The following is a 20,521-nucleotide window of genomic DNA, read 5'->3' as shown; positions in this document are numbered from 1 at the left end:
GGAAGAAGATTTAAATTTTATTTACTTATTATTTTCACAGTAAATTTTTATTGCTTCATTTATAAAGTTTGATAGACCGCTTTTGTGTTTATCTATATTTTCAGTAAATCGAGTATCATTTACATACATTTCACCTAAGGATTGAAAGATTTCTATGGTGCAATCATAAAAGTTATTTGTTATATGATTTCTCCAATTTTCAATTTCAGTTTGAACTTCTATATCACTAGGAGATTTATCCATAAGATTAGCAAGATTTTTAAAGATTATATCACCTTTTTCCATTATATTTTGCCAATCATTTTTTCCATATTTAAAGGTTTTTTTCTTATATTCTTTATAAGCATCAGTATGACTGTATTTAGCTTCTACCTCTTTTTTATATTTATTTTTATAATTTTCTATTTCAGTTGTATCAAAAGCTTTAAAGTTTTCGTTATTACTCATATTATCTACTCCTTTTTCTAATGTGTTATCAATTATTTTTATTAAATTTTCTAATCTTGTTTTTCTTTCTGTAAGAATTTTTTTATGATTTTCAAGAGCTGTATTTTTATTGAATTTAGGGCTTGAAAGTATTTCTTTTATTTCTTCAAGAGAAAAATCAAGTTCTCTAAAAAACATTATTTGTTGTAATTTTTCAAGATCATTATCATTGTAAAGTCTATATCCAGCGTCGCTTTTACTACTAGGATTTAAAAGATTTATCTTATCATAGTGATGAAGCATACGTATGGTAACACCAGTGATTGACTGAACTTCTTTTACTTTGTACAAAATAATCATTCCTTTTAAATTTTTTATAGAAAATATATTTTCATTACAAAACTAATGTTAAGCTATAACATAGTGTTAGAGTCAAGTATTTTATAAAAATAAGTTTTAAAATTAATATAGTGAAATAAATCTACAAATATATTAGTTCTAATTTATATTTTAGCGTATTCAATTACCTAATATTCAAGTAATATTTAATATAGATTAGCTTTAAAGCTTGTAAATCTCTGTATGAAAGGAGTAAAATATAAATATATTTAAGGTTTAATAATATATATTTAAAAAATATGAGAGGAGAATTTTTATGGCCTTAAAAAATGATTATATATTAAAAGTAGTTGAAAGAATGACAGAACTTATAAAAAAGGTAGAATTTTTAAAAAAAGAAAATAAAAGTGAAGAGGCAATAGATGAAATAAATAAGGCATGTAAAGAAATATTCGGATTTGATCTTGATAAGGTAGAAAGAATGTCTTACGACAGTATTATAGAATTATTACTATTAAATAAATCTACTTTTGATATTAGATGTGAGGTAGTTGCGGAACTTTTAAGTGTAAAAGGATATATTTATTTAAGTGGTAATAATGGCAATGAAGGATATGATTGTTTTGTTAAAAGCTTAAATTTATACTTGTATCTAGTAAATAATGATTGTGAAATGAATATTTTCAATGGCAATGAAAAAGTAGATGTTATAGTTTCAAAACTTTCTCAATATGAACTTCCCATAGAAACAGAAAAAATGGTTTTAAAGTATTATTTAAAAAAAGGTAAATATTCAAATGGTGAAGATTTATTATTTTCAATGATTAAAAAGGAAAAAAGTGAAGAAATATTTAGTTTAGGTTATGAGTTTTATGATACATTAAAGAAAAAAAGTAGTGAAGAGCTAGAACTTGGAAATTTTTCTTTAGAAGAGGTGGATTTTGGATTGGAAGATTTAAATGAGCTAAAGAAGAAAAACTAAATGTAAATAAAAATATTTTATTAAAAGAATCATCTAAAAAGTATTTAATATTACTTGTTTAGATGATTCTTTTGTATTTAAAAAAATGATTAACATATTTTATATTAATAATTCCTATATATGAAGTTGTTAGATATATAGGGAGACACGATCCAATTTAAATTTATTCAATAGCTTTAAAATATTTTCATAAAAATATAGCATTAAATTTTAAGTGATTCATAGCATATCTTACTATATAAGATAAGGCTCAATATTGAATAGTTTAAAGTTAACGGCATAAAATACAATTAAATAAAACAAAGAATCTACTTTAAATATATTACTGAAGTATATATTGATAAAATAAAAAAATACATAAAAAATTCAAATAAAATTCAAATAAAATTAAAAAAATATTATAAGGAGATTATATCCAATGAAGAAAAGATTTGATATAGTATTAATAAGTCTAATAGTATTTCTAAGTACAACATTTATATTATTTTACATAAGAGAAGGAGCAAAAGATGTTATGACAGATGTTAGCCAGACGACAGATTTAATGGTAGATGTTAATACACCAGAAAAAGCCCTAAAAATGCTTAAAGAAGGAAATGAAAGATTTGTTAATGATATATCTAATTTAAATAATGTACATAAAAAACGACGAGATGAATTGAAAAACGGACAACACCCATATGCAGTAATATTAACTTGTTCTGATTCTAGAATAAGCCCATCATTAATTTTTAATGTAGGACTTGGAGAAATTTTTGAGGTAAGATTGGCAGGTAATGTAGTGAATGAAGATGCCTTAGCATCTATTGAATATGCAGTAAAGTATCTTGAAACACCGCTTATTGTTGTAATGGGGCATGAAGATTGTGGAGCTGTTATATCAGCTTATGATATGTTAAATAATAGAACTGTATATTCTCATAATTTAACAGGACTTTTGAAAAAGATAGAACCTAGTATAAAGAATAGTAATTCTATCGAAGAAGCTATTAAGTTAAATATAGAAAATTCAGCTTCAATAGTAAAAAAAGATTCTATAATTAGTGAAAAGTTAACTAATGGTAGTGTGAAAATAGTTAAGGGTTATTACTCTTTAGATGGAAAAGTGAATTTTTTTGAATAAAATATATGAAAAGGTGTCTAAAAACATATGGTTTAGACACCTTTTATTATTAAGCGTTATAATAATATATATTGTAATATGATTTAAATATAAAAATATTCAATTTTTATTTTAGATAATGAATAAATTAATAAATGGTATATAAAATATAATTTTAATAGAAACTAAAATAATATTAATATATAGCACTGTTTTAAGAAAAAATACATAAATGTATTAATTTTTTGAAATTAGTAACTGAATTTTTAAAAAATTCATATGCTTAATAATTAGTAAACAATATACTTTCTAAAAAATGAAAAAACTATATAAAACTGTCGATTAAAGTAGTATTATAATTATAGAAAATTTATTTTTAGTTGACTAAGACCTAAATAAGGGGTGTAATTTGAGATGACTTTTGATGAGAAATTAACAGTTCTTGCTTTGGGAGTAAGAATGATGATATGGAATAAATATAAAGATAACGAATACAAAATTCATAAAGTGAAGTATGGTCATAATCATAGAAAATATACCTTAATATTAGAAGGACATAAGCCTAAAAAACGTACTTTGATATATTTTATACATGGTGGAGGATGGATGTCTGGAAATCCATTTTCATTTAAAGCTATAGCGAAGTTTTTTGCTAAAAAGGGATATACTGTAGTACTTCCAGCATATAGATTAGCACCTAAATATAAATATCCCTGCCAAATAGAAGACGTATTTTTAGGTTTTCAAGATTTTTTAGAAAGATATTGGCACATGTCAGATTGTGATGATGTTATAGTTATAGGTTTTTCAGCAGGCTCAGAACTTGGAGCAAATTTAGTTTTTAACAAAAAACTTCAAGAAAGATATGAAATAGATCCATCTATATTTAAGGCATTTTTTGCAATAAGTGGTGTGTTAGATTTTTCTAAGTTTACATCTAAAAGAGCTCAAAAATATTTAAATGGATATTTAGGTGGAACTAAATATGAAGGTAAAGTTAATCCATTAAATTTAGTTACTGAAAAACCTGAGTTTCCAGTGTTCTGTCTTCATGGGGATTTAGATGAGCTAGTTCCTAAGGAATGTGCATATAATTTTGTGGAGAGAGTACGTGGGTTTGGGGGAAATGCAGATATTACCCTTATAAAAGAAAAATATCATTCTAATATATTAAATTTATGGATTGGACATGGAGAGGAAGATACAAATATATTTTTTGACTTATTAAAAAAATGTGATAATAAAAATTAAAAACCATATGTTAAAGGAGAATATATATGATAAATGTTACTTTATTAGGTTGTGGAGGTGGAATGCCAATGCCCTTTAGAAATTTAGCTTCATTACTAATAAATTATAAAGGAAGAAAAATACTAATAGATTGTGGTGAAGGCACACAGGTATCAATGAGACTTGCTAAATCTGGATTTAAATCCATTGATATTATATGCATAACACATATACATGGAGATCATATAGTAGGATTACCAGGGCTTTTATCCACTATTGGCAATAGTGGTAGAGAAGAAGAGCTTATTATAATAGGACCAGAAGGAATAAAGGATACAATTGAAGGATTAAGTGTTATTTGTCCATATTTGCCTTATGAAATCAAAGTGATAGAGGCACCTAAGAAAAATTTAAAGTTTGAATTAAAAGATAAATTTGAACTTACTAATGATTATTCTGATATAGAAATAAGCATGATAGATTTAGAACATTCATCACCTTGCTTAGGATATGGTTTTTACATAAATAGAAAAAGAAAATTTGATGTGGATAAAGCGATTAATAATAATGTACCTAAAATACTTTGGAGCAAACTTCAAAAGTACAATAGTTATGAATTTGAAGGGAAATTATATTTTAGTGATATGGTTTTAGGAGATGAAAGAAAGGGTTTGAAATTAAGTTATATAACAGACAGCCGTCCAATAAGTTCTATAAAAGAATTTATAAAAGGTAGCGACTTATTTATTTGTGAAGGTACTTATGGCAGTGATGATGATATAGAAAAAGCTATAAAAAATAAACATATGATTTTTAGAGAAGCAGCATCATTAGCTAAGGAAGGTAAAGTTAAAAAACTTATATTAACTCATTTTTCACCGTCACTTATAGAACCAGATGAGTATATTGAAAATGGAAAAGAAGTTTTTAAAAATACTATATTAGGATCAGATAGAATGGAAGAAAACTTAACTTTTAAATAATGTTTTTGGAAGTCTATAGAAAAAGTATAGGATTTTATTGACAAGTTTATGTCTAAATGTTATAATAATTTCAAAAGTTGAATAAATTATCTTCAGGGCAAGGTGAAATTCCTTACCGGCGGTAAAGCCCGCGAGCTATTTTAGCATGATTTGGTGAAATTCCAAGGCCGACAGTAAAGTCTGGATGAAAGAAGAGAAAATATTAGAATTGATTAGGTTTTATATTTTTTGAATTTCAATGCTCTGAGCCAATGGCTTGGAGCTTTAAATTTTAAATATAATTTAAATAATTTTTGTTTAAAAATAAATTATTTGGAATGCTAATTCTAATTTGTACAATTAATATATGCCCTGGGTGAAATTTGCCTGGGGCATTTCTTATTTATATTTTAAATAAATGAATTGATAAGGAGTGATAAAATGGATGAATTCTTTATGGAAAAGGCAATAAGACTTGCGAAATTTGGAGAAGGAAAAGTAAACCCTAATCCACTTGTTGGAGCTGTAATTGTAAAAGAAAATAGAATAATATCACAAGGCTATCATGAAAAATTTGGACAACCTCATGCTGAAATTAATGCTATAGAGTCATCAAGAGAAATCCTAAAAGATGCTACTATATATGTGACATTAGAGCCATGTTGTCATTATGGTAAAACTCCACCTTGTGTAGATAAAATTATAGAGAATAAATTTAAAAGAGTGGTTGTGGGAACATTAGATCCTAATCCATTAGTTTCAGGGAAGGGAGTAAAAAAACTTAGAGAAAATGGAATTGAAGTATTAGTTGGGGTTTTAGAAGAAAAATGTAAAGAGATAAATGAAATTTTTAATTATAACATGATAAAAAATAAAGCTTTTGTTGCAATAAAATGGGCAATGACCTTAGATGGAAAAATTGCTACTAAAAATTATGATTCAAAATGGATAAGTTCAAAGAAATCAAGAATTTATGCTCATAAGTTAAGAAATAGATTTACAGCGGTGATGGTGGGAATAAATACTGTTTTGAAAGACAATCCTATGCTTACATGTAGATTGGATGGTGGTATTAACCCAATAAAAATAATTGTAGATAGTAATTTAAAAATTCCATTAGAGTGTAATTTAGTTAAAACAAAAGAAAGTAAAACTATAATAGCTACTATATGCAAAGATAAAGAAAAAATTTTAAAATTAAAGGAACTTGGAGTGGAAGTTATAGTTACAAAAGAAAATAAAAATAAAGTGGACTTAATTGATTTAACCTTAAATTTATATAAAAGAGGAATTGATAGTATTTTAGTAGAAGGTGGTGGAAATTTAATTTATAGCATATTAGAAGAAAAAATAGCAAATAAAATATATGCTTTTATATGTCCTAAAATTATAGGAGGAAGGGAGAGTGTCACCGCTGTAGAAGGTATTGGAAAGGAGAAAGTGTCAGAATGTTTTGAAATCAAAAAATGGAATATGAGAAAAATTGATAATGATATTTTGATAGAAGGAGAAGTTTGAATATTTAAATAATTCAAAATATTTAGAAAAAGGTGATGTGGTGTTTACAGGAATAGTAGAAGAAATAGGATTGGTTTTATCAATTAAAGATGTTGATAAATCTAGGGTAATTAAAATAAAGTGTAAGAAAGTTATAGAAGATATAAACATAGGGGATAGTATTTGTACAAATGGTGTATGTCTAACTGCAACAAAATTAGGAAAAGATTATTTTATTGCAGATGTTATGATGGAATCTTTAAAGCTTTCTAATATATCTAAATTAAAAGAGGGAGATAGTGTGAATTTAGAAAGAGCATTATCTGTTAATGGTAGACTTAATGGTCATATAGTTAGTGGACATATAGACGGTATGGGAACAATAATAGGTGCTGAAAACCATGGGAATAGCACTGTAATAAAAGTTGGATGTAGCAATGAATTATTGCAATATATGGTATGTAAAGGGTCAGTTACATTGGATGGAACAAGCTTAACTATTTCAAGTTTAAAAGAAAATTACTTTGAAGTTTCTATAATACCACATACCAAAGATGAAAGTATTATTTTCAAAAAAAGCATCGGACAAGCTATAAATATAGAATGTGATATGCTTTTAAAATATATAAAAAGACTTATGGATTTTAGGGAATATAAAAGTAATGAAAGTAATCTAACTTTAAATTTATTAAAAGAAAATGGGTTTATATAGGAGGAGATTAAAATGAATACAATTGAAGAGGCAATAGAGGATATAAAAATAGGAAAAATGGTAATTGTTTTAGATGATGAGGATAGAGAAAATGAAGGTGACTTATTAATGGCAGCAGAAAAAGTTACTGGTGAGAGTATAAATTTTATGGCTACATATGGAAGAGGGCTTATTTGTACCCCAATTAATGAAGAAATACTTGAAAATCTTAAAATAGGTCAAATGGTTGAGATAAATACAGATAATCACGAAACAGCATTTACTGTATCAATAGATAGTAATGATGTAACAACAGGCATATCTGCTTTTGAGAGGGCAATAACAATAAAAAAGCTTTTAGATTGTAATTCAAAACCAGAAGATTTTAGAAGACCAGGTCACGTATTTCCACTAAAAGCTAAACAAGGTGGAGTTTTAAAAAGAGCTGGGCATACAGAAGCTGCTGTAGATTTAGCTACTTTAGCGGGATTTAAACCAGTTGGTGTTATTTGTGAAATAATAAGTGATGATGGAACTATGGCAAAAGGAAAACAATTAATAGAGTTTAGTAAGAAACATGATTTGAAAATGATAACAATAGAAAGTTTAATAGCTTATAGAAAGAAAAGAGAAAAATTAGTAAAATCAGTTGTGGAAACTAAAATGCCAACTAAATATGGAGATTTTAAGGCCATAGGATATGTTAATAAGTTAAATGGTGAGCATCATGTTGCATTAGTTAAAGGTGAGATTAAAGAAGATGAACCAGTATTAGTTAGAGTCCACTCAGAGTGTTTAACAGGTGATGCTTTTGGTTCTAAGAGATGTGATTGTGGAGAGCAATTATCAATGGCTATGGAGAAAATAAATAAAGAGGGTGCTGGAGTTTTATTATATATGAGACAGGAAGGTAGAGGCATAGGTCTTTTAAATAAATTAAAGGCTTACAAACTTCAAGATGAAGGTTTAGACACAGTGGAGGCAAATATTGCATTAGGATTTGAAGCTGATCTTAGGGACTATGGAATAGGGGCACAAATATTAAGTGATTTAGGCATAAAAAAAATAAGACTTATGACTAATAATCCTAAAAAGGTTTCTGGATTAAGTGGACATGATATAGAAATTCTAGAAAGAGTTCCAATAAAGATGAATCATAATGAAGAAAATTATTTTTACTTAAAAACTAAAAAAGAGAAAATGCAACATATTCTATAGAAGGAGTGATAAAAGTGAACATTTTACAAGGTGATTTAATAGGAAAAGGATTAAGATTTGCAATTATAGTTGGGAGATTTAATGAGTTTATAGGTTCTAAATTGCTTTCAGGAGCAGTGGATGGATTAAAAAGACATGGCGTTAAAGAAGAAGATATAGATATTGCATGGGTTCCAGGAGCATTTGAAATACCATTAATAGCTAAAAAACTAGCAAATAATGAAAAATATGATGGAGTGCTATGTTTAGGAGCAGTTATAAAAGGAGCAACACCACATTTTGATTATGTTTGTAGTGAAGTATCAAAAGGGGTTGCTACAGTATCATTAGAAACATCAAAACCAGTAATATTTGGAGTATTAACAACAAATTCTATAGAAGAGGCTATTGAAAGAGCTGGAACCAAAAGTGGAAATAAGGGATTTGATGCTGCAGTAACAGCAATAGAAATGGCAAATCTTATGAAGGTTATATAATTAAATTTTAAAATATAAGGCTATTGCAAAACTAAATTAAGAGATTTGGTTTTCCAATAGCTTTTTTCATTTATTTTGATACAGGATATATAGTGACAGTTATTTATTATATATATTAATATTTAAATTTATTAATTTTGTAAAAATATTTAAAAATGAACTTAGTATTAAATTTTTTGAATATAAAAAATACAAAATGTCAATGATTAAAATAAAGCATAAAAGTTAAGGAGTGTATTGAAATGCCAACTCAACCAAGAAAAAAAGAGAAACATGCAATATATCATATCATGATAAAAAGTGTTAAAGATAGGTTGCTATTTAAATCAGATGTAGATAAGGCAACTTTTATGACTAAATTAAAGGAAAGTCAAATAAAATATCCCTTTAAACTATATGCATATTGCCTAATGGACAATCATGCTCATTTACTTATAGATTCTCAGGAACAAGATATTTCTGTAGTAATGAAAAGTTTAAACTTAAGATATGTTAAATTTTACAATAAAAAGTATGAATTAGATTCACGTTTATGTAAAGGTAGATTTAAAAGTGAAATTATAAATAATGATAGATATCTATTAGCAGTGTCGTTATATATTCATAGAAATGCAAAAGATTTGCCAGGATTTAGAGAATGTCCACAAGAATATTTATTTTCAAGCATGTCTGTTTATTTAGGGGAAGAAGACCTATTTGGAGTTTTAGACATAGATAGAATATTAGAATTCTTAGATAAAAATAAGAGGGAAGCAAGAAAAGAATATGCAAATTTATTTAAATATACTATGGAAAATCATATAGAAGATTTTAAAAAAATGGATTTAAAAATAGAATTTAAAGAAGAAAAATTTATTAATGAAAAAGGTGTATTAAAATCCAATTATACCATAAAAGATGTAATTAACTTTGTAGCAGAAAAAGAAAACATACATTCTAATGAAATATTTATAAAAAATAGAAGTCATAATCAAAATGCTAGAGCAATGGTAACAATACTTGCTACGGCGTTCTGTGGTGAAAAATGTAAGGATATAGCTATAAAGTTTGGAAACTTAAGTGTCAGTAGGATATCGCAATTAGGTAATAGAGCAATAACTTTAATTTTAAAAAATAAACATTATAAAGAGATGTTTGAGAAATTTATAGCTTAGCATTAAAAATTAAATAAAAAAATAATTAAAACTCATAAGGAAATTGTAACTTAAAATTGAAATATAGAAAAATAATAAGTAAATGGACAAGCATTATAAAACTGACAAGAAATATTAACATATTGATTTTGAAAGTAAATTTTATGAAAGATAAATGTTTAAAAATAAATTCGGTTAATGCTTTTAAATCATTTAGGTGATTTAAAGGTGACAGTTATTAAATATTATGTAAAATATAATATTTAATAACTGTCACCTTTAAAAATAACTAAAAAGTAATGAAAAAAATAAATATATGTCACTATATATGTTATAATAAGAGTTAAAATATGGTTTGGAGGTAATTTATGAAGTTTGAAGCATTGGTATTAGATTTTGATGGGACTATTGCAGATACTAGTGAAAGTATAATTTTAACTATGCAAGATACTTTAAAATATTTTAAGAATGAGGATATTGAGGATGAAGATATTAAGAGGTTAATAGGACTTCCTTTATTTGAAATGTTTAAAAGTATTAAAGGGTTTCAAGAGGAAAATATAAAATCAGCAGTGAAAGAGTATAGTATAAGATATAAAAATATATGTAAAAATACTGTTACTATGTTTGAAGGTGTAAAGGAAACTTTGGAAAAATTACATAAAAAAGGTGTAAAACTTACTATAGCAACAAGCAGGGGCAAAGATACGCTACTTTTATTTCTAAAAGAATTAGAAATTGAACATTTATTTTCTTTCGTTGCATGTTGTGATGATGTAACTAAGCATAAGCCTGCTCCAGATGTTGTTAATTTAGTGCTTGAAAAAATTAATGTTAATAAAAATAAGGCACTGGTTATTGGAGATACTATCTATGATGTTGGAATGGGGCAAAATGCAGGTTGTGAAAGTTGTGCTGTAACTTATGGAAATAATACTTTAGAAGAAATTAAGGGTTCTAATCCTGAATACATAATAGATAAGTTTAGTGATTTAATTTCTATTGTTGAAGGTTAATAATTAAGTTTAAAAAGGGTATTGTGTAATACACAGTAGTATGATAATATAAAATTATAAGTACTGTGTACTACATAGTACTTATTTTTAAAAGTAGGTACTGTGCAATACATAGTATGATTTAAAAATATTATGTATAAGTGAAATGGTAGATTACGATTTCATATTTTTTTAATCTACCTACTATGTATTACATAGTATATTTGTAGAATAGGAGGTTAAAGTATGAGTACCCAACTAAGAAAGGGTGTGCTTGAAATATGTGTTTTGACTTTAATAAATAGTAAAGATATGTACGGATATGAAATTGTAGAAAACATATCTAAAGTTATGGATGTAAAAGAAAGCACAATTTATCCATTATTGAGGAGATTGACATCAGAAGGTAATTTTGAGACATATATTCAAAAATCAGAAGGCGGACCAGATAGAAAATATTATAAAATAACAGATTACGGAAAAGGTAATCTTAAAGATATGGTTGATGAGTGGGATAGGTTTGTTGAAGATGTAAATTTTATTCTTGAAAGATATCGAAAGGAGAGTATTAAATTTGAATAGAAAAGAATTTTTAGAAATATTAAGAGATTATTTAAGTGATAGTTTTAGCGAAAATGAAGTTTCAGATATAATAAGAGATTATGAAGAGTTTTTCTTAAATGGAGAGTTAGAAGGAAAAAGCGATGAGACCATAATAAGTTCCTTAGGTTCCCCTAAAACTATAGCAAATGATTTAAAAAGAGAAATGAAAAAAAGTGATGTAAATTCTAACCAAAAAAAAGATTATGGAAGAGAAGCTAAAAAAATTTGGGGAAAAACTAAAAGATTAGGAAAAAGAGGTATTGAAAGAAGTAAAGAATTTTTGAATTCTAATGATATTTTAAATGAGAAAATTCCTATATGGGGAGTTAAAGCAATTCTTATAATTTTAACATTGTTTTTGATAATGCCAACAATATTTATCATAATAGGAATAATTTCAGCAACATTAACTCTTATAGGATTTACAATAATGGATATAGGAGGGTATATAATTTCATTTCCTATGATGACTGCTAATATGTATATGGGTTTATTTATATTTTTTATGGCATTAGCAGGTACTGGAGTTATGTTAGCTCTTTGGACAATATATATATATATTGTTAAGTTTTTTAAAGATATAATTTTAAGATATATATCATGGGTTAAAACAAGAAAAATGTATATAAGAGTGAAAGAAAACAACACCTATAATGAAAGTTACAACAATAATACTTTAAGTTTAAGTAAGAATGAAGAGGTTGAACATGAAATAGATGATGAAGATAAGGAGGATAGCTACAATGAATAAAGGAAAAATTGCACTTATAACTGCTGCTATTTTAGTTGGAATAGGAACTATTGGTGCTATAGGAACAGGCGTTGTGGCAGTGCCCCAGTTTGTAGCTGATGTGCAGGATGTAAAAAATAACAATAAGCAAGCTATAGCCAAAGAAATATATTCAACTGAAGATGAAGTCTTGAATCTTGACATAAGCTCTAGTGGGAATGGAAAAGCTTCCGTTGAAATAAATCAAAGTAATGATAATTTAGTTAAAATAAAAACTTATAATTTCCCAATGGAAAAATTAGAGGTAAATCCAAGTTATGATATGGATAGTAAAACTTTAAAAATAAATAGTGAGATAATAGAATCTATGGAAATTCCTGAAGGTGATGGAAATATATTTGAAAGGATGTATAATGGATTTTTATATTCATTATCAGGAAACTACACAGGATCAAAAGTAATTATAGAAGTTCCAAAAGGAGTAAATATTAATTTAAAATCTGATGAAAATATTTCTTTAGAGGTTGAAAAAGCTTCCGTACTTTCTGATTCAATAAATTTTGATAGTTATTATGGTTATTGTTCTTTACCTAAATTTAATAGTTTAAAGCAAATAAAAATAAGAACAAATGGGAGTATAACAATGGATGTGAGAGAATTTATAAATGCTGATAGTGTTGAAATTTTAAGTTCACATGTCGATATTTCTAGTAATGGATTATTTAGTGATTATGAAAAAGTATCCAAACTTCCTAAAAATATAGATTTAAAAGCAAATAGTATTTCCATTGAATCTTATATTCCAATTGCACAAGATATTAAAATTAATGCTAATAATTATTTTAATATATCAATGGATTTGAATGAATATAACGTAAGTGGTAAAATTCAATTGGGAGATTATAATATAGATGAAATAGACGTATTAGAAAATATAGATAAATCTAAATTAAATATTAAGAATAATGTTATAGAAGGTGAATTTTCAAAGGGAGAAAGAGGGAATATTAAATTAAATGTGTTTTCAAATGGAAATGGTGAGTTGAAAAATGAGCAAAAAGAAAGCTTAGAATCTAAATTGATGTTAAATAGATAAATTATAATTCTATAGATTCTTTGACAAAGATAAATTTAAAACCATAATAAGTGTTAAAAATTAATTTATAAATTTAATTTTATCTTATTTCTAAAGCTATATTAATTTGGAATTTTAGTTCTAATTTAATATAGCTTTTTATAATTTGCATGTTTGTTTTAATTTTATGAAAACAGGATAAAATCTACAATATATGATATAATTTTAAAATAGCTTATTTTTTAGTAAGTTAAAATTAAAATAGTTATTATAGAAATAATAAGGAAATAATAAGTAAATTTTTTATTTTGTGAATCATATTTTTTACAAAGTATATCTTATTGTAATTATTATTTTTTATGTATTATAAAAAAATTGCAAGTGGTGATAAAATGAAAAGTGTTATATTAGCGGAAAAACCTTCAGTTGCTAGAAATATAGCTGAGGCATTAAAGTGTAAAAGTAGGAAAGACGGATATATAGAAGGAGAAAACTATATAATAACTTGGGCCTTTGGTCATTTGCTAACTTTATATGATTGCAAAGATTATGACAAGGCATTAGCATTATGGAGCTTTGAAAATTTTCCATATATACCAGAAGAATTTAAATATAAAGTTAAACCAGATGATAAGAATAGAAGTAAAGAGGATAGCGGTGCAAAAAAACAACTTTCTATAATTAAATCTTTAGTTGAGAGAGAAGATGTAGAAAAAATAATATGTGCAACAGACTATGATAGAGAAGGTGAACTTATAGGGTTATTAATTTTTGATTATATTAAAGCTAAGAAACCTATATATAGAATTCTCATAAATGAATGGACAGAGGATGAAGTTAAAAGAGGTCTATCTAATTTAAAAACTAACGAAGATATGGAAAGTCTTCAAAGCGCTGGTTTGAGTAGACAATTAACTGATTGGGTAATTGGTATAAACTTTACGTCTGTTGCAACAATGAAATATTGTAGGGGTAAAGGTAACCTCTTAAATATAGGAAGAGTATTAATGCCTACATTAAAGATGGTTTATGATCGAGAAATGAAAATAGAAAAGTTTAACTCTGAAAAATTTTACGAACTTTACTGTGAGTTTGAAAATGATAATGGTAGTTATAAAGGAAAGTTTTTTCATAATAAATTAGAAAAGTTTAAAAATAAAGAGATGATGGAAAAATTAAAAAAGGAGATTGAAGGAAAAGAAGGAAAGGTCATAGAGAAAAAAATAGAAATTAAAAAAGAAAATCCAGGACCATTATTTAATTTAACTAACCTTCAAGGATATGTAACTAGTAAGTACAAAGGATATACTGCTGACAAAGTTTTAAAGGTATGTCAGAGCTTATATGAAAAAAAGTATATAACTTATCCTAGAACATCAAGTACTGCATTAGAAGAAAGTCTAAAAGATAAAGCAAAAAAAGTTTTAGACACTTTAAAAAAAGGATTATCTTTTGAAGATGAAATTAAATTTGTAGTTACCAAAAAGGTTTTTAATAATAGTAAAGTTGAAAGCCATAGTGCTATAATACCAACTTACTTAAAACCTAAAGATTTAACAAAAGAAGAAAAGGAAGTATATGAATCTATAAAAAATAGATTTATAGCTCAATTTATGGAAAGTGCTGAATTTGAACATACTGAAATAATAACCTCTGTAAAAGGAGAAAATTATGATAGATTATTTATATCTAAAGGTAAAATTTTACGAAAAGAAGGTTATTTAAAAATTGAGAAATATAATGGAAAAGATGAGTTACTACCTAAAATTGAAAAAGATGAAATTGTACAAATGGTAGATATAAAGGTTGAAGAAAAGAAAACAAAACCGCCGGCGCATCATACTGAAAAAACATTACTTAAGGCTATGGAAACCTGTGGTAAAAGTAACAATAATAATAGTGAGGAAAATGAAGATAAGGATACATCCTTGGTTTTAGCTGGATACTCTATAGGAACTGCAGCTACAAGAGCAGAGACTATAAATAAGTTGAAATATGCAGGGTATATAACAACCAAAGGAAAATCTCTTCTTATAACTGAAAAAGGTAAAAAACTTATAGAAACTTTCCCAATAAAAGAGCTTTTAGATACTGATTATACTGGAAGAATGGAGAAGGCTCTTGCAGATATGGAAAAAGGCAAGTTTAATAAGGATACTTTCTTGAATTATATATATAAGTTCACTAAAGAAGGAGTAATAAAAATAAAACGTCATAGAGCTGATCTTATATGTGACACTAGAAAATCAAAATAAAAAATTCATAAATTTCCTTATAAATTGTAGAGTAATTTATGTATATTCAAAGGAGTATATATAAGAAAGAAAGTGACTTTAGTGTAGATAAATTTAGATTTGAAAAAGAAAATAAGACGTGTAAAAAACAAGTTATTTAATTTTATAACTTGTTTTTATTTAAAAAATATATTATAATTTATGCTGTTGCTATCTATTCAAAAAAAGTAACAGTTAAAAATCTTAACTTAATATATAATTTATAAAAAATAATTACAGAAATTTATAAATTAATGAATAGATTAGAATTTTTTATATAAACTAATTTATGGAAAAGATTAATTTGATAAAAAATATTAAATTTAGATTAAAAGGAGTTTTTGATGTGTCGAGAATGATTTTTGTTTCTAAGGGAAAAAAGATAAAAAAGAAAAGAAATAGAAAAATTTTAGCTAGTATAGCTTTAAGCTTACTAACAATAATTTGTATATCGGATTCTAAGAATAATCTTCAAAAAAATACAATAGTAGCTAAAAATGATACTAAAGCTTTGAATTTATCAGAATCTAATAATAAAGAAGGTCTTAAAACTGTAAAATCTAATGATGAAATAAATGTAACCTTAAATGACTTAGAAAAAGATAATTCTAAGCTTTCAAGAGGTGGAGATGTAGAGGAAAAATCAATTTCTAAAGAAAAATCTTTAGATGATGTAAATAGTGATATAGTTAGAGGTATTACAGTAAGTTCGCAAAAGGAAATTGTTAAATCAGCTAAGCCACAGATTGAAAATTTAGATTGGTTTAGTAAGGCACAATATGTTTATCCAATAGGTGCCGTTGCGGAAGTTGAAGATGTTTATACTGGTAAAACCTTTAAATTAAAACGTACTTTTGGAACAAACCATGCAGATGTTGAAGCATTAACAAAAGAAGATAGTGAAGTTATAAAAAATGTATGGGGTGGAAATTACTCTTGGGAAAGAAGGCCGGTTATAGTTTCTGTAAGCGGTAAAAGAATAGCAGCATCTATGGCAGCAATGCCTCATGCAGGTAATGATGCTTATCCAGCTCTAGCTGAAGCACCAGATTTATCTGGGGGGTATGGAACTGGTCAGAATCTGGATGTAGTTAAAAATAATGGAATGGATGGTGTATGTGATTTACACTTTTTAAATAGTATGAGACATAGTGATGGATCAATTACAGAAGGCGTAGATGAAGAGCATCAGAGGTGTATATCTATAGCTGCAAGTAAAAAGTAATTAATAAATATACATATTAAGAAAGTGATATGGGTATGCTGTATCACTTTTTTTCATATAAAATTTTAAATTAGTGTCTTTACTGAAGATATTTATGAGATTAAAATATCTTAACAATATTTTAGTTTAGAATTAAATTAATATCTTATATATAGCTTACTTTCTTGAAAAAAGCACTAATTGAAAATCAGTGCTTTTGAAATATAATATACTATTTTTATCTATAAAATCTAACAGATCTTCTTTTACGATCTTTTCTTTTATTTATAAATTTTAATATAATAACAATTAAAGCTGTTATTATAGCAAGTACTACTATGTATACTAGTATGTTTTGTTTAACTAAATCCATCTTTGATATTGTTGGATATAAATCATATTGATTTATAGTATCTTTAATTTTTACAGTAACTTTACCTATTGGCTTGTTTTTATTTAATTTCCAAGCGCTAACATCATTAAGTTCATATTTAACTTCAGGTTCTAATGATGTTTCATAAGCTAATACATCTTCTTTTACTGTAACTGGAACTCTTATAGTTCTCTCAGGCCCTAATAAAGGAAAAACCTTATACTTTAAAGTTTTACTTTCAAGTTCAGTATCCTTTGCTAGTAGTGACTTTTTCTCTGCATTATAGCTATAATCAGCTAATTTGGCAACATCTTCAAAGACTTTGCTATCTTCTGGAAGATTATATTCAGAGTTAAGAACTACTGTTGCAATTTTACGACCATCTCTTTCATATACTGCAGCTAAGCATCTACCTGCTTTTTCAGTATATCCAGTTTTACCACCGATATTTCCATTTTCACCAAGAATTTTATTTCTATTTTCAACCTTAGCAGTTGGTCCATTAGTAGATTTTACTTCAGATTCTTTTTTACCTAATATAGAACTTGTCCATTCGTTCTCCATAACAGCTTTTAAAAGTATTGATAAATCATAAGATGTTGTTAAATGATCATTTATGTTATCATCTAATCCATTAGGTGTTACAAAATGAGTATTTGTCATTTTCAACTCTTTAGCTTTATCATTCATCATCTTAACGAAATTATCTACAGTCCCGCCAATGTTTTTAGCAATCATATAAGCTATGTCATTTCCAGAATATAAAAGTAAAATATCCATTGCATTAGCAGCGGTAAAAGTATCTCCAGGAGTAACTGGATGAACATTTAATCCGTATGAAAAAGGTGCTTCATTTAATGCCTCTTTAGGATAAGTAAGTAAATCATTTTTCTGCTTATTCTCTGCTAATAATAATGCAGTCATAAGTTTAGTTACACTAGCTGGAAACATTTGATTATCTATATTTTTAGCGTATATGATATCATTAGTTTCTAAGTCAACAGAAATAGCAGAAGTACCTATTAAATTTAAGTCTTCAGATGCTTCCTTTGCTAAGACTGTTGTTGAAAAAATGGAAGTAAATATCAAAGTGGATGCAATGATTTTTTTAAGCTTCTTCAACGTTCTCTTCTCCTTCACTATTTTAAATTTCTACATAAGTATAGCATTTAAACTAATATTCAACAAGTTATATAAGTAAACTTTATCTTTTATTAAAGGCAATTTTTGTTATAAATTTAAATATAACTTTAAATTTTAAAGTTATATTTAGATATTGATTTATTTTCGACATATCTTTATAAATATAAAAAATATATTGAAAATAATATTGTGATTTTGCAATAATGTTACTATAGGATTAAGAAATAGTAAATTTATAGAAGGTGATTTTATGAAAAGTATAGTTCTTATTACTGGAGCTACTAGTGGAATTGGAATGGAGTTTGCTAAAATTTTTGCAAAAGAAGGATATAATCTATTTTTAGTTGGTAGAAATGAAAAAGTGCTTTTAAACTTAAAAAAGAGTTTAGTAAAAGATTTTAATATAAATGTAGATGGTTTAGTTGTAGATTTAAGCAAAAGAATGGAAATTGAAAATCTATATCATTATATAATTAAAAACAACTATACAGTAGAAATCTTGATAAATAATGCTGGGCTTGGATATAATGGAGAATTTGATGATATCAGTATAGATAAACATCTTCAAGTTATAGATGTAAATATAAGAGGATTAACCATATTAACCAGTTTTATTATTAAAGACATGAAAAAAGAAAGAAAAGGTAAAATTTTAAATGTAGCTTCTACTGGTGCATATCAGCCTGGATCCTTTATAGCTACATATTATGCATCTAAAGCATATGTATTATCCTTTTCTTATGCACTGAAAGAAGAATTAAAACCATATAAAATAACAGTTACGGCCTTATGTCCTGGTGCTACAAAGACTAATTTTTCTAAAAGAGCAGGAAAATCAGATTTAAATATAGCAATGAATCCATATTATGTTGCATATAAAGGATATAAAGGTTTAATGAAAGGAAAAGGAAATGTAATTCCTGGAATATTGAATAAAATTGCAGTGTTTTTATCTAAAATATCCCCTAATATAGTAAATAGTAAAGTAGTTGCAAATATTCAGTATAAAGCTTATAAAAATTATATAGATAAAAAAGATAAGTAACAAATTAATAACTAGGGCTATATAAAATTATTAAATGGTTAATACTTATAATAGCAAAATGTAAAAGTTTTAATAATTTTATAAGGAAGTGTTATTATGAGGTTAGATAAAAATTTTTCTATGTGTTTTCCACCACAACATCAAAAAATTCAACCAGGTAAAGAGTGTGATATGGTCCCATTACCAATATTTCAACTGGATGAATATAGTTTTTGTGGAAATAGATTAAAAGATAAAGTAGCAATAATAACTGGAGGAGATAGCGGAATTGGCAGGGCTGTTTCAATAGCTTATGCTATGGAAGGTGCTAAAGTTGTTATAGTTTATTTAAACGAGGAAAAAGATGCAAATTTTACAAAAAAAATTATTACAGAAAATAATGGTGAATGTCTTCTTATAAATGGAGATATCGGTGATGAAAAATTTTCTAATGAAGTAGTAAAAAAAACTATGGACAAATTTTCAAAAATAGATATACTAGTCAATAATGCAGCGGAGCAACATGTTTGTGAAAATTTAGAAGATATAACAAAGGAACAATTCGAAAGAACTTTTAAAACTAATATGTTTGGTGCATTTTATTTAACCAAAGAAGTGGTAAAACATATGAAAAGTGGTTCAGTTATAATAAATACAACATCAGTTGTTGCATATCATGGACATGAAACTTTAATAGATTATTCATGCACCAAGGGAGCACTTACATCTTTTACTCGTTCTTTGGCATTAAATTTAGCTAAGAAAGGAATAAGAGTAAATGCCGTAGCACCAGGACCAATTTGGACTCCACTTATACCAGCATCCTTTGATGAGCAAAAGGTTTCTAAGTTTGGCAGTCAAACAGCATTAAAAAGGGCAGGTCAACCGGTAGAACTTGCAGAATCCTATGTATTTTTAGCTTCAAAAGGTGCTTCTTATATAACTGGAGAAACAATACATGTAAATGGTGGTGAAATAGTAAATAGCTAAAAATATAAATTTAATTAATAAATAGTTAAGAAATAATTTAGCTATCTTTATAGTT

19 protein-coding genes and 1 riboswitch are annotated in these 20,521 nt (G+C 26.3%); of the genes, 17 read left to right on the top strand and 2 right to left on the bottom strand.

Going from position 1 to position 20,521, the window contains the following annotated elements; all coding sequences use genetic code 11:
* Positions 1–21: 21 nt before the first annotated feature.
* Positions 22–780, bottom strand: coding sequence for a MerR family transcriptional regulator (locus ACYUE0_RS02115; RefSeq protein ID WP_460269363.1), 759 nt, complete (start codon positions 778–780; stop codon positions 22–24).
* A gap of 301 nt (positions 781–1,081) precedes the next feature.
* Here ACYUE0_RS02115 and ACYUE0_RS02110 point away from each other — a divergent pair, with 301 nt between their 5' ends.
* From ACYUE0_RS02110 to ACYUE0_RS02040, 15 genes are all read left to right on the top strand, one after another.
* Positions 1,082–1,747, top strand: coding sequence for a DUF6483 family protein (locus ACYUE0_RS02110; RefSeq protein WP_460269330.1), 666 nt, complete (start codon positions 1,082–1,084; stop codon positions 1,745–1,747).
* Between the two features lie 418 nt (positions 1,748–2,165).
* Positions 2,166–2,870 (top strand): carbonic anhydrase, encoded by a 705-nt coding sequence (locus tag ACYUE0_RS02105; RefSeq protein ID WP_460269329.1) that lies wholly within the window; start codon positions 2,166–2,168, stop codon positions 2,868–2,870.
* A 393-nt stretch (positions 2,871–3,263) separates the two neighbouring features.
* Positions 3,264–4,100, top strand: a complete 837-nt coding sequence (locus ACYUE0_RS02100) for an alpha/beta hydrolase (protein WP_460269328.1) — start codon at positions 3,264–3,266, stop codon at positions 4,098–4,100.
* Positions 4,101–4,126: 26 nt separating this feature from the next.
* Positions 4,127–5,062: a ribonuclease Z gene (locus ACYUE0_RS02095; RefSeq protein ID WP_460269327.1), complete on the top strand. Its 936-nt coding sequence runs from the start codon at positions 4,127–4,129 to the stop codon at positions 5,060–5,062.
* Positions 5,063–5,146: 84 nt separating this feature from the next.
* Positions 5,147–5,262: riboswitch (FMN riboswitch) on the top strand.
* 220 nt (positions 5,263–5,482) lie between these two features.
* Entirely contained in the window at positions 5,483–6,559 is a 1,077-nt protein-coding gene (gene ribD / locus ACYUE0_RS02090; protein WP_460269326.1) for a bifunctional diaminohydroxyphosphoribosylaminopyrimidine deaminase/5-amino-6-(5-phosphoribosylamino)uracil reductase RibD, read from the top strand.
* A 40-nt stretch (positions 6,560–6,599) separates the two neighbouring features.
* Entirely contained in the window at positions 6,600–7,250 is a 651-nt protein-coding gene (locus tag ACYUE0_RS02085) for a riboflavin synthase (protein ID WP_010296988.1), read from the top strand.
* Between the two features lie 12 nt (positions 7,251–7,262).
* Complete coding sequence (locus tag ACYUE0_RS02080) at positions 7,263–8,447, top strand: bifunctional 3,4-dihydroxy-2-butanone-4-phosphate synthase/GTP cyclohydrolase II (RefSeq protein ID WP_460269325.1); 1,185 nt, start codon at positions 7,263–7,265, stop codon at positions 8,445–8,447.
* A 14-nt stretch (positions 8,448–8,461) separates the two neighbouring features.
* Complete coding sequence (gene ribH / locus ACYUE0_RS02075; protein ID WP_460269324.1) at positions 8,462–8,923, top strand: 6,7-dimethyl-8-ribityllumazine synthase; 462 nt, start codon at positions 8,462–8,464, stop codon at positions 8,921–8,923.
* Between the two features lie 242 nt (positions 8,924–9,165).
* The gene (locus ACYUE0_RS02070) at positions 9,166–10,077 is read left to right on the top strand and encodes a transposase (protein ID WP_460269323.1); all 912 of its coding nucleotides are present in this window, start codon (positions 9,166–9,168) and stop codon (positions 10,075–10,077) included.
* Between the two features lie 347 nt (positions 10,078–10,424).
* On the top strand, positions 10,425–11,072 hold the full coding sequence (locus tag ACYUE0_RS02065; RefSeq protein ID WP_460269322.1) for an HAD family hydrolase: 648 nt from the start codon (positions 10,425–10,427) through the stop codon (positions 11,070–11,072).
* Between the two features lie 225 nt (positions 11,073–11,297).
* Complete coding sequence (locus tag ACYUE0_RS02060; protein WP_061994300.1) at positions 11,298–11,633, top strand: PadR family transcriptional regulator; 336 nt, start codon at positions 11,298–11,300, stop codon at positions 11,631–11,633.
* Positions 11,626–12,405 (top strand): DUF1700 domain-containing protein, encoded by a 780-nt coding sequence (locus ACYUE0_RS02055; RefSeq protein WP_460269321.1) that lies wholly within the window; start codon positions 11,626–11,628, stop codon positions 12,403–12,405. Before ACYUE0_RS02060 ends, ACYUE0_RS02055 begins: the two co-directional genes overlap by 8 nt.
* Positions 12,398–13,480 (top strand): hypothetical protein, encoded by a 1,083-nt coding sequence (locus ACYUE0_RS02050; RefSeq protein WP_061994298.1) that lies wholly within the window; start codon positions 12,398–12,400, stop codon positions 13,478–13,480. The genes ACYUE0_RS02055 and ACYUE0_RS02050 overlap by 8 nt, the downstream gene beginning before the upstream one ends.
* 371 nt (positions 13,481–13,851) lie before the next feature.
* Positions 13,852–15,714, top strand: a complete 1,863-nt coding sequence (locus tag ACYUE0_RS02045) for a type IA DNA topoisomerase (RefSeq protein ID WP_061994297.1) — start codon at positions 13,852–13,854, stop codon at positions 15,712–15,714.
* A gap of 373 nt (positions 15,715–16,087) precedes the next feature.
* Positions 16,088–16,957 (top strand): hypothetical protein, encoded by an 870-nt coding sequence (locus ACYUE0_RS02040; RefSeq protein WP_460269362.1) that lies wholly within the window; start codon positions 16,088–16,090, stop codon positions 16,955–16,957.
* Positions 16,958–17,174: 217 nt separating this feature from the next.
* On the opposite strand, the gene ACYUE0_RS02035 is transcribed toward ACYUE0_RS02040, so the two are convergent.
* Positions 17,175–18,431, bottom strand: coding sequence for a D-alanyl-D-alanine carboxypeptidase family protein (locus tag ACYUE0_RS02035; RefSeq protein ID WP_061994296.1), 1,257 nt, complete (start codon positions 18,429–18,431; stop codon positions 17,175–17,177).
* A 271-nt stretch (positions 18,432–18,702) separates the two neighbouring features.
* Between ACYUE0_RS02035 and ACYUE0_RS02030 the strand changes: the two genes are divergently transcribed.
* Together ACYUE0_RS02030 and ACYUE0_RS02025 are read left to right on the top strand one after the other, a co-directional pair.
* Positions 18,703–19,497: an SDR family NAD(P)-dependent oxidoreductase gene (locus ACYUE0_RS02030; protein ID WP_199869348.1), complete on the top strand. Its 795-nt coding sequence runs from the start codon at positions 18,703–18,705 to the stop codon at positions 19,495–19,497.
* Positions 19,498–19,593: 96 nt separating this feature from the next.
* A complete protein-coding gene (locus tag ACYUE0_RS02025; RefSeq protein ID WP_460269320.1) occupies positions 19,594–20,466 on the top strand; it encodes an SDR family oxidoreductase in 873 nt (290 codons plus the stop codon).
* Positions 20,467–20,521: the final 55 nt, after the last annotated feature.

The organism is Clostridium sp. CTA-19, from assembly GCF_054767855.1.
Note: the sequence above shows the minus strand (reverse complement) of the source record. Positions and strands in the feature narration are given on the sequence as shown.

Excerpts from the sequence above, each read along its gene's own strand:
- ACYUE0_RS02110 (WP_460269330.1), top strand. The coding sequence starts at position 1,082 with ATGGCCTTAAAAAATGATTATATATTAAAAGTAGTTGAAAGAATGACA.
- ACYUE0_RS02105 (WP_460269329.1), top strand. The coding sequence starts at position 2,166 with ATGAAGAAAAGATTTGATATAGTATTAATAAGTCTAATAGTATTTCTA.
- ACYUE0_RS02100 (WP_460269328.1), top strand. The coding sequence starts at position 3,264 with ATGACTTTTGATGAGAAATTAACAGTTCTTGCTTTGGGAGTAAGAATG.
- ACYUE0_RS02095 (WP_460269327.1), top strand. The coding sequence starts at position 4,127 with ATGATAAATGTTACTTTATTAGGTTGTGGAGGTGGAATGCCAATGCCC.
- ribD (WP_460269326.1), top strand. The coding sequence starts at position 5,483 with ATGGATGAATTCTTTATGGAAAAGGCAATAAGACTTGCGAAATTTGGA.
- ACYUE0_RS02080 (WP_460269325.1), top strand. The coding sequence starts at position 7,263 with ATGAATACAATTGAAGAGGCAATAGAGGATATAAAAATAGGAAAAATG.
- ACYUE0_RS02070 (WP_460269323.1), top strand. The coding sequence starts at position 9,166 with ATGCCAACTCAACCAAGAAAAAAAGAGAAACATGCAATATATCATATC.
- ACYUE0_RS02065 (WP_460269322.1), top strand. The coding sequence starts at position 10,425 with ATGAAGTTTGAAGCATTGGTATTAGATTTTGATGGGACTATTGCAGAT.
- ACYUE0_RS02060 (WP_061994300.1), top strand. The coding sequence starts at position 11,298 with ATGAGTACCCAACTAAGAAAGGGTGTGCTTGAAATATGTGTTTTGACT.
- ACYUE0_RS02050 (WP_061994298.1), top strand. The coding sequence starts at position 12,398 with ATGAATAAAGGAAAAATTGCACTTATAACTGCTGCTATTTTAGTTGGA.
- ACYUE0_RS02045 (WP_061994297.1), top strand. The coding sequence starts at position 13,852 with ATGAAAAGTGTTATATTAGCGGAAAAACCTTCAGTTGCTAGAAATATA.
- ACYUE0_RS02040 (WP_460269362.1), top strand. The coding sequence starts at position 16,088 with ATGATTTTTGTTTCTAAGGGAAAAAAGATAAAAAAGAAAAGAAATAGA.
- ACYUE0_RS02030 (WP_199869348.1), top strand. The coding sequence starts at position 18,703 with ATGAAAAGTATAGTTCTTATTACTGGAGCTACTAGTGGAATTGGAATG.
- ACYUE0_RS02025 (WP_460269320.1), top strand. The coding sequence starts at position 19,594 with ATGAGGTTAGATAAAAATTTTTCTATGTGTTTTCCACCACAACATCAA.